Origin of the sequence: Thermoleptolyngbya sp. M55_K2018_002, from assembly GCF_015295965.1 — a bacterium.
In the GTDB taxonomy this organism is placed as follows: domain Bacteria; phylum Cyanobacteriota; class Cyanobacteriia; order Elainellales; family Elainellaceae; genus Thermoleptolyngbya; species Thermoleptolyngbya sichuanensis.
The window spans coordinates 1-8,135 of the sequence record NZ_DVEA01000321.1; the positions used below are offsets into that span (position 1 = coordinate 1).

At 59.6% G+C, this 8,135-nt stretch carries 8 protein-coding genes and 1 tRNA gene; 6 read left to right on the plus strand and 3 right to left on the minus strand.

Annotated elements, in window-relative coordinates; all coding sequences use genetic code 11:
- Positions 1-912: amidase (locus IGS51_RS16315; protein ID WP_297079836.1), on the plus strand; the 912-nt coding region annotated here is incomplete at its 5' end.
- Between the two features lie 285 nt (positions 913-1,197).
- On the opposite strand, the gene IGS51_RS16320 is transcribed toward IGS51_RS16315, so the two are convergent.
- Complete coding sequence (locus IGS51_RS16320; RefSeq protein ID WP_297079837.1) at positions 1,198-1,764, minus strand: DUF3172 domain-containing protein; 567 nt, start codon at positions 1,762-1,764, stop codon at positions 1,198-1,200.
- Between the two features lie 370 nt (positions 1,765-2,134).
- Between IGS51_RS16320 and IGS51_RS16325 the strand changes: the two genes are divergently transcribed.
- The 4 genes from IGS51_RS16325 (at position 2,135) to IGS51_RS16340 (ending at position 5,857) form a co-directional block, all read left to right on the plus strand.
- Entirely contained in the window at positions 2,135-2,704 is a 570-nt protein-coding gene (locus tag IGS51_RS16325; protein WP_297079840.1) for an NYN domain-containing protein, read from the plus strand.
- 175 nt (positions 2,705-2,879) lie between these two features.
- Positions 2,880-2,951 (plus strand) — tRNA-Asn (locus IGS51_RS16330).
- 18 nt (positions 2,952-2,969) lie between these two features.
- On the plus strand, positions 2,970-4,163 hold the full coding sequence (locus IGS51_RS16335; RefSeq protein ID WP_297079842.1) for an aminotransferase class V-fold PLP-dependent enzyme: 1,194 nt from the start codon (positions 2,970-2,972) through the stop codon (positions 4,161-4,163).
- A complete protein-coding gene (locus IGS51_RS16340; protein ID WP_297079844.1) occupies positions 4,160-5,857 on the plus strand; it encodes a glycosyltransferase family 39 protein in 1,698 nt (565 codons plus the stop codon). Before IGS51_RS16335 ends, IGS51_RS16340 begins: the two co-directional genes overlap by 4 nt.
- On the opposite strand, the gene trxA is transcribed toward IGS51_RS16340, so the two are convergent.
- Complete coding sequence (gene trxA, locus IGS51_RS16345; RefSeq protein ID WP_297079846.1) at positions 5,854-6,171, minus strand: thioredoxin; 318 nt, start codon at positions 6,169-6,171, stop codon at positions 5,854-5,856. The two genes, IGS51_RS16340 and trxA, sit on opposite strands and share 4 nt — an antisense overlap.
- A gap of 275 nt (positions 6,172-6,446) precedes the next feature.
- Between trxA and fabG the strand changes: the two genes are divergently transcribed.
- Positions 6,447-7,196, plus strand: coding sequence for a 3-oxoacyl-[acyl-carrier-protein] reductase (gene fabG, locus IGS51_RS16350; protein WP_297079847.1), 750 nt, complete (start codon positions 6,447-6,449; stop codon positions 7,194-7,196).
- Positions 7,197-7,628: 432 nt separating this feature from the next.
- Here the strand turns inward: fabG and rpmA are convergent, their stop codons facing one another.
- On the minus strand, positions 7,629-7,901 hold the full coding sequence (rpmA, locus tag IGS51_RS16355) for a 50S ribosomal protein L27 (RefSeq protein WP_205370756.1): 273 nt from the start codon (positions 7,899-7,901) through the stop codon (positions 7,629-7,631).
- Positions 7,902-8,135: the final 234 nt, after the last annotated feature.

Here is an 8,135-nt window from a genome sequence, read left to right on the forward strand (position 1 = left end):
CAGGGCACAGACGGCGGCGGCTCAATTCGCGGACCGGCGTTTTGCTGCGGGCTGGTGGGGCTAAAGCCAGCACGAGGGCGGGTGTCGCTGGCTCCGGTGGGCGATCGCATGAACGGGCTGTCTACCGATGGCCCCATCGCCCGCACGGTGGCAGATGCCGCAGCCCTGCTGGACGTAATGGCGGGCTATACCGTGGGCGATCCCTACTGGCTGCCCGATCCCGAACCCAGTTTCCTGGCCGCAGTAGGGCGATCGCCCGGCCGCCTGCGGATTGGCTATACTACGGACTTTTCGCCCATCGGGGCTGCTGATGCCGCCTGCACCCAGGCCGTGCTGGACACGGCAAAGCGGCTAGAGGCGCTGGGCCACACGGTCGAACCTGTGCAGATTGACCTGAATCAACTGGTGGAGCCGCTGATCGCCGTCTGGCAAACGGGCGTGGATGTCGGTGTGCCGTGGTTTGTGATGGGCAAGCTGAATCGCTGGCTCTACTGGCGATCGCGCAAACGCAGTGCCGGACAATACCTGACCGCAGTGAACCAGATGCAGATCGCCGCTCGCCAGATTGTCGCAACGCTGTTGCCCTACGATGCCGCCCTGTTTCCCGTGTTTCTCCATCCCACGATTCGCGTGGGGGAATGGGCCAGCCTGCCTGCCCACAAAATGTTTCAAAACATCGTCCACTGGGTTGCGCCCAGCCCCATCTTGAACGCGACTGGGCAACCGGGCATTGCCCTCCCGACGGGATTCACCGAAACCGGATTGCCTATCGGCATTCAGCTTGTGGGGCGGCCCGCCGACGAAGTGACGCTCATTTCCCTGGCAGCACAGCTAGAGCAAGACCAGCCTTGGATTCAGCACCGGCCGGCGATCGCCACCACTGAGGATAAGGGGTTAGGGGTTGGGGGTTAGGCAGTGCTTCAAAACCTTCTAGGTTGTTGATTGCCTTGAGTCAATGCCCCTAAATCCTTATATATTTCACACAGCAATTTCAGCCCTCACCCTAAATCCCTCTCCTAGAGCGGGAGAGGGACTTCGCCTCAGAAACCGCCTCCCCTTCTCCCAAGCTGGGAGAAGGTGGTAGGGGATGAGGGCATTAAGTGTGCTGTTTCAAGTATGTCAGTGCTAAAAAAAGGCTGGACGAGCGGCCTCAAGATATGTCGTGAAATCGAGAAAGTAAGTATTTGGAACCGACCTTTAGAACCGATCGGTTTCTCGCGGCGTGCCGGTGAGTCCAGACTGATCCAGGAACAGGTTTTGGGCAGAGTCGTTTTGGTAAATACAGGTAACGCGCACATTCTCGCCGCCTTTCTGGATGTCGCCCGTAAAGCCAAAGGTGTTCAAACGGCGGCGACACTCGTTTACTTCCTGAGCATTCACTACGTTCGCCTTTTCCAGAATCGACCAGTTGCTACTCCGCAACACGCAGCCGGGCTGCATCACCGGACGCGACACGTACACGCTAAACGGGTTCAGCGTCAGAAACGCCCGCATATCCATTGTGATGGCGCTGGCTCCGTATTGCACGCAGATATCGGCATTGGGAGCGCTGCGGTCGATCACTTCCCGCGAGGCGACGTTCTCAGTGCCAAAGTTTGCCGTCGAGCTAAAGGCAATGCCAAGCCCGATGCCCAGAATCAACACGGCAGACATCAACATGGCCGTGCCGTAGTTAATGGCTGAGCCAAGGGGCGATCGCTTGGGTTCGTCATCCATATAGCGGGAAGAGGGGGGACGCTGGGGTGCCTTGGGTCTACGTGCCATAGGGAATATCTGGAAAAGCACAAGGACTGAAGAAGCCAGGACTGGTCGTTTGCCCAATCCTTTTATCCAGTTTAGTGCGTCACTTGGGAAATCGACAGGCACGAGGACAGGAATCGAAAAACAGGGTTTGGGGAAAGAGGGGAAAGGGGCAAGTCGAGATTCTCAAGATTCCAGGAAACAGCGGCAGCGGTTTACGAATTGCAACAAAACCGGGCATCATATAAGAAGAGGTAATACCTGGCTATCACGGCTTTGGAATGATTTAACGCTGCGTTCTGGTTTGCCACTGGTTTGCCCTTCGCTCACCATTGGTTCGCCCCTCGTTCGTTATTGGTTCGCCATTGTCGCGCTCCGCACTCCGCACTCTGCCATGCCCCGTCGCCGCCCCGTATATCAGGCAATTTTGCTCGTCGATGGCTACAACGTGATTGGAGCCTGGGACGCGCTGCGGCAACTGCGCGATCGCCACGGATTAGAAGAAGCGCGGCGCGGGCTGGTGGAATCGCTGGTGGGCTACAGCGCCTTTCAGGGCTTTAACACGCAGGTCGTATTCGACGCGCAATATCAGGACACGCCGGGCAGCCGCGAAATTATCACCGAAAATCTCTGCATCTGCTATACCGACTTTCAGCAAACGGCAGATACCTTTATCGAACTGGCTTGCTCTCGCTTTCGCAACGATCTGCGGAAATATGAGCAGCGGCTGATTGTGGCCACCTCTGACCGGGCGCAGCAGCAGACAGTCATCGGCTACGGCGCAGAGCTAATGTCGGCGCAGCGACTGCTGTCGGAAGTGGAGGCGGCAGAGCGGCGGGTGCGGCGGCGGCAGTTCACCAAGGGGCGATCGCCCGGTCGCTTCCTAGCCAACTCCCTCGACCCGCAGGCGCGTGAAAAACTCTCTCGGCTCCGGTTTGGAGAGTTAGAGCCTGAAAAGCCCTAAATTGCCTTTCAGCACCCTCAAGCCTCCATCTCTCCCGCTTCTCTTTTCGTTTTTCGTTCTTCTTTTTCCCTTCTTCCCAACGGCTCCCAAAAACACTCCTCCAAAAAAATCTCAAAAAAACTGCGGTTCGCTCTTGCCAATCGGCCGTTTTGATCTGCTAATATGAGATTCGCGTTCCTCAGTAGCTCAGTGGTAGAGCGGTCGGCTGTTAACCGATTGGTCGCTGGTTCGAATCCAGCCTGGGGAGTTTTTTGAATCCTGTGCCATGCTCTCTTCTGCGGTGGTTGGTGCGTCGAGTCAGGGCTGGCGAAAGGTCTGGGGACTAGACCCTGCGTTCACATTTTTGAACCACGGCTCCTTTGGCGCGTGTCCGCTGACCGTGCAGCAGCGGCAGCAGGCACTTCGGCAGCAGCTAGAGGCACAGCCCGTGCAGTTCTTTGGGCGATCGCTCGAACCCTTGCTAGACGAGTCGCGGGCGGTGCTGGCGGCGTTTGTGGGGGCGAGTCCCGCCGATTTAGCTTTTGTGCCCAATGCCACGACGGGCGTGAACACTGTGCTGCGATCGCTCTCGTTTCGCCCTGGCGACGAACTGCTGACCACGAACCACGAGTACAATGCCTCTCGCAATGCGCTAGAGTTTGTCGCTCAGCAGAGCGGCGCAACGATCGTGGTGGCAGACATTCCCTTTCCGCTGAGCAGCCCCGCACAGGTGGTCGAGTGCGTGTTGAGCAAGGTCTCTAACCGGACCCGGCTGCTGCTGATCGACCATGTGACCAGCCAGACGGCGCTGGTGTTGCCGATTTCGCCGCTGATTCGGGCGCTTGCGGATCAGGGCATCGACACGCTGGTAGACGGGGCCCATGCACCTGGCATGATTCCGCTGGCGCTAAACGAACTGGGCGCGGCCTATTACACAGGCAACTGCCACAAGTGGCTCTGTGCGCCCAAAGGAGCAGCATTTCTCTATGTGCGGGCAGATCGGCGCGATCGCATTCGGCCGCTGGTGATTAGCCACGGAGCCAATTCTCCCCGGCGCGATCGCCCCTTCTTTCATCTGGAATTTGACTGGACGGGCACGGGCGACCCCACGCCGTTTCTCTGCGTCGGCACGGCGATTCTGCACCTAGCGACGCTGCTGCCCGGCGGCTGGGCAGACATCATGGCGCAAAACCGGGCGCTGGCGCTGTGGGCGCGAGAACGGCTGAGTCTGCGGTTGGGGTTGGGGTTGCCCTGTCCCGACGAGATGATCGGCTCGATGGCGACGCTGCCCCTGCCGGAGGGCGATGCTGACTCGCTCTACCGGGCGCTAGTCGAAGACCACGCCATTGAAATTCCCGTGATCCCCTGGCAGGGCGTGTCCGATCGGCTGATTCGTCTGTCGGCGCAGCTTTACAACACGCCCGCAGACTATGATCGGTTGGCAGATGTCCTTGCGCTATTGCTTGCCAAACCCCAGTGACCGATCGCCCTGCTGCCGTGTTCAGAAATCGACTTGCCACCCAGGGGCGATCGCTCCTCTGGCTGTTGGGGTGGACGCTGCTGGGGCTGGCGCTACGGTTTGCCCGCCTGTCGGACAAAGCCCCCTGGACGGACGAATTTTCCACGATGGTCTTTAGCCTGGGCAACAGCTTCCGCACCGTGCCGCTAGACCGCGTGATTTCTCTATCAGACCTGATGCAGCCGCTCGTGCCCAACCCCAATGCAGGCGCGGGCGATGTGGTGCAAACCCTGCTGAGCGAGAGCAACCATCCACCGCTGTATTTTGCGCTGACGCACCTCTGGCTGCGGCTATTTTCCCCCGACGAAGGGTATGTCTTGCTGTGGGGCGTGCGATCGCTCTCGGCCCTCTTCGGCACGCTGACGATTCCCGCTGCCTTTGGGCTGGGCTGGCTGGCCTTTCGCACTCGCCCCGCTGCCCACCTGATCGCCCTGCTCATGGCGGTGTCGCCCTTTGGCGTATATCTGGCGCAGGAGGCGCGGCACTACACGCTGCCCGTGCTGTGGGTGATGGCCTCCCTGGCTTGCCTGCTGGCGACCGTTCGCGATTTGCAAACCGGGAAAGCGCCTGCGCTCTGGCTCTGCGGCGTGTGGATTTTGGTGAACGGGCTGGGGCTGGCGACGCATTATTTTGTGGCGATCGCCCTCGCCGCCGAAGCCATGACGCTGGCAGGGCTGGCGCTCTATCAACTCCGCCAGGGCAAATTTCGCCTGAGCGCGGGCTGGCGGCGGGTGCTGGCGGTGGGGCTGGGCACGCTGCTCAGCGGTCTGGTCTGGCTTCCGGCGATTCAAGGCACGCAAGAATCGGAGCTAACCCGGTGGATTGTGCGGCGCGATCGCACGGGGCTGGCGTGGCTAGCGCCCATTGCACAATTGCTCAGCGGGCTGGTCAGTATGCTCTATCTGCTGCCCGTCCAGGCAAAGTCGCAGGTTATTGCCTATGCCTCGGTGCTGGCGCTGGTGGGGCTGACGCTGTGGACGGCTGCCAAACTCACGGCTGGCCTGCGGCTCCAGGCTCAGAATACGCCCGCCTCTGTGGTAGCGCTGGGCGGCGTGATCCTGAGCGCGATCGCCCTGTTTCTGCTCATCACCTACGGCTTTCAGCGCGATCTGACCGTAGCGTTTCGCTATCAGTTTGTGGTCTATCCGGCGATGATGGTGCTAGTTGCAGGCGGGCTGGCCGCTTTGTGGCAGCGGGGTCAGCGGCGGATGATTTACTGGATCGCACTTCTGGGATTACTCGGCAGCCTCACAGTATTGGCAAACCTGGGCTTTCAGAAGACCCACCGGCCCGACCTGCTGGCTCAGCGGATTCGGGAGAATACCCGCTTTCCCGTTCTGGTGGCGATCGCCCACCGCACGCATGGGCAAACGGGTCGGCTGATGGGCGTTGCCTGGGCCTGGCGATCGCAGTTTCCCGATGCCCCCGAACCCCGCTTCCTGCTGGCGCATCAGGAGTCACCCGTCGCGGCGATCGCCCCCAGCATCCTGAACGCTGTCGCCACGCAACCCCGCCCGCTGGATCTCTGGCTGCTAAATATCGAAATTGCCCAGCGTCCCGCCCTGCTGCGGGAGCTAGCGCAGCAAAACTGCACCACACTCGACGACGGCACCGAAGACGGCTATCGGCTGCACCACCTCCGCTGCCAGGGCTAGATCTTTGCGGCAAGGCGCTGCATGAGCTGTGGCGCAGACAACACGCCCTCAATCCGATCCACCGGCTGCCCCTGCTTAAACAGCACCAGCGTCGGCAGCGCGTAGACCTGATACTTTGAGGCCAAATCTGGATAGGCTTCGGTGTTGATTTTCACGACCCGCAGCTTGGATTTCATCTGGGCATTCACGTCTTCCAGAATCTTGCCCATCATCTGGCAGGGGCCACACCACGTCGCATAAAAGTCCACCAGCACGGGCTTCTCCGACTGATCGATCATCTCTTGAAAACTGCCAAAGGCTTTCTTGACGGCCATTGTCGCATCCTCCGTTAAGTAGGGCTTGGGGGCTGCTGTTATCTCCATCCTAGTGAGGATTTTGGGCTACGGGGGGCGGTTTTCTGGCGATGCACGGCGGGTTTTCTCGCCAGGATTGTCCCCGCCCCGCGCTCTTGGATTTCGGGACTCGTCTTGGAACGAATTACGTCTTGCGGGCGCAGCCTGCGAGACATCCAGACACCCCCCCAGAAAGCAGGTCTTAACGGCGTAACGCCTGTGGGATAAGATGAACTCTGGATTTTCGAGAAACGGCTATGACAACACAACGGTTAGCAGGACAGGTCGCCATTGTGACGGGGGCATCGCGGGGCATTGGGCGGGCGATTGCCCTGGCCCTGGCCGCAGAGGGCGCAAAGGTCGCGGTGAACTACGCCAGTTCCAGCGGGGCGGCCGATGCGGTGGTGGCGGAGATTGCGGGCGCAGGCAGCGAGGCGATCGCCCTGCAAGCCGATGTGTCGAAGGCGGATCAGGTGGATGCGCTGTTCAACGCCGTCATGGAGAAATGGGGACGGGTCGATGTGCTGGTCAACAATGCAGGCATTACCCGCGACACGCTGCTGCTGCGGATGAAGCCGGAAGACTGGCAAGCCGTGATCGACCTGAACCTGACGGGCGTGTTTCTCTGTACCCGCGCCGCCAGCAAGATCATGCTAAAACAAAAATCCGGGCGAATTGTCAACATTAGTTCAGTCGTGGGGCTGATGGGCAATCCCGGCCAAGCGAACTACAGCGCCGCCAAAGCAGGCGTGATTGGCTTTACCAAGAGCGTCGCCAAGGAACTGGCCCCGCGTGGGATTACCGTGAATGCGATCGCCCCAGGCTTCATCGCCACCGACATGACCCACGGACTCGACAGCGACAGCATCCTAAAAATGATTCCCCTGGGGCGCTATGGTCAGGCCGAAGAGGTGGCTGGCGCGACCCGCTTTCTCGCTGCTGATCCCGCCGCCGCCTACATCACCGGGCAGGTGCTGAATGTGGATGGCGGCATGGTGATGGATTAGCGCCCCAGATTAGCACCCCCGATTAGCGAAACAAATTAGCGCCCCACCTTCGGGACTAGGCTCCAATTCAAAAGCCTCAATTCAAAAGCCTCTGAGGGAATGAGCGACAGGACGACGCTTGACCTTAGAGGCTTTTAGGTTAATAGCGGGAACCGAGCAAAGGGCGATCGCCCTGCCAGAGTCCTATCTCAATGCTTAACTCGATGCTTAACGACTGATGACACTAAGCAGTGTCTTAAAACTTCCTGGATCGTTGATTGCCTTGAGTCGATCCCCCTTAAATCCCCGCGCTTACGCGCCGCTTCGCTAGAAATAAGGGGGACTTCCGGCGATCCTTCTAAATCCCCTTATTAAGGGGAACTTCCGGGGTGGTTCGGCTCGGTTCCCCCTTTCTAAGGGGGGCTAAGGGGGGATCAAAGGGTTTTGCACGCCCTAGGCAGACGCGGTTTCCGCCGCCGGATACACGCTCACCTTCTTGCGGCTCTTGCCCTTGCGCTCAAACGTCACCACGCCGTCAATCAGCGCAAACAGGGTGTCGTCGCTGCCAATACCAACGTTGAAGCCGGGGTGAACCTTGGTGCCGCGCTGACGCACCAGGATGCTGCCTGCGGTCACGGTTTGTCCACCGTAGCGCTTCACGCCAAGGCGCTGTGCATTAGAGTCGCGGCCGTTGCGAGTGCTGCCAGTTCCTTTCTTGTGTGCCATGATTCCTGCCCTTCTCTAAATCAACAAACTTAATCCACAAACTCAATCCACAAACTCACGTCTCAAAACTAGAAACTGCGCTCCAGCTTACCCTCTAGGCTTCTGCGTCGTCTGCCGCAGGTTCTGGGGCAGGTTCCACCAGCTCAGTTGCCTGAACAACTTCTGTTTTCTTTGCAGCGGCCGGAGCCGCACCGCCCAAGTTAATTGCGTCGATCATCAGGCGAGTCAAATCCT